The organism is Janthinobacterium sp. FW305-129 (assembly GCF_020858115.1).
Lineage (GTDB): Bacteria > Pseudomonadota > Gammaproteobacteria > Burkholderiales > Burkholderiaceae_D > Janthinobacterium.
This window is the reverse complement of sequence record NZ_JACYMM010000038.1, coordinates 1-1,112: the sequence shown is the minus strand read 5'-3', so window position 1 is coordinate 1,112 and position 1,112 is coordinate 1. Positions and strand designations below refer to the sequence as shown.

Annotated in this window: 1 protein-coding gene; it reads right to left on the bottom strand. The window is 69.2% G+C overall.

Annotated features, from left to right (window positions below):
- A partial coding sequence (locus IGS61_RS27695) for an Ig-like domain-containing protein (RefSeq protein WP_230542498.1) occupies nt 1-1,112 on the bottom strand: 1,112 nt, incomplete at both ends.

The window sequence follows — 1,112 nt, the reverse complement described above, 5'->3', positions numbered from 1 at the left end:
GCATCGGCTTGCGCCGCCTGCAGGCCGATCACTTCCGGATCGAGCGACGGGTCGCGCCGCGCCGTCACGGTGACGTTGACCACGCCCGGCTTCGAGGTGGCATACGCATTGCTCAGGGTGTAGCTGACCACCGCCGCGCCGGCGAACTTGCCCGAGGCCGCAAAGCTCAGCTGGTACGACGGCTTGCCGGCCGTGCCGACGTCGCGCACCACCGCCTTGCCCGCCTCGGCCGGCGCGACGCTCAGGACATTCGCCGCCGTGAACGGGCCGCCCGTGGCACCCGCCGTCAGGTCGACGGTGACCGTCAGGCCGGCCACCACCGTGGCGCTCTGGCTGGCCACCTGCGGCATCGGATTGACGGAAATCGTCGACGTCACCGGCGCCGAGGTGCCGAACACGTTCGAGACGGTGTAGCCGATACTGATGTCGCCGCTGGTGTTGATGCCGGGCGTGTAGACGATGTCCAGGCCATTAACCGCCGCCGTGCCGCTGGCCGGCTGCGTGGTGATGGCCAGCGCCGTGAACGGACCGCCGGTGGCACCTTGCGTCACCTGCAGCGTCACCGGCGTGCCGGCCAGTACCGTCGCCGTCTTGGCGACAGGCACCGGTACCGGCTGCGGCGCCACCACCAGGCTGAAGGTGGCCGGCGCCGATACGCCGCCGGCGCCGGTCAGCGTATAGCTGAAGCTGTCCGGACCAAAATAGTCCTTGTTCGGCGTGTAGGTGACGATGAAGCGGCTGACAGCCGGAGCCGCGGCGGCGACCCCGCGTGCCAGACCTGCCATGCGCGCCGACGAAACGATATCGACCCGCCCATGGCTCGGCGGCGTGACGATGGTCACTGCCGTGATGGGACTGCCGTCGGCCGCATCGATGGTCAGGCTCACCTCCTGATTGGCCGAAGTCGCCCCCGACTCATTGACCACGGGCGGCGGCGCCTGGTTCACCTGCAGCGTCAACGCTTGCTGCACGCTGAACAGGTGCGCGTCCGCCGCGCGTATCGTGAAAGTGAAGCTGCCGAACGCGGTCGGTGTACCGCTCAGCAGGCCGCTGGCGGCATCGAGCACCAGGCCGGCAGGCAAGGCGCCACTGCTGACCGAATACGCATACGG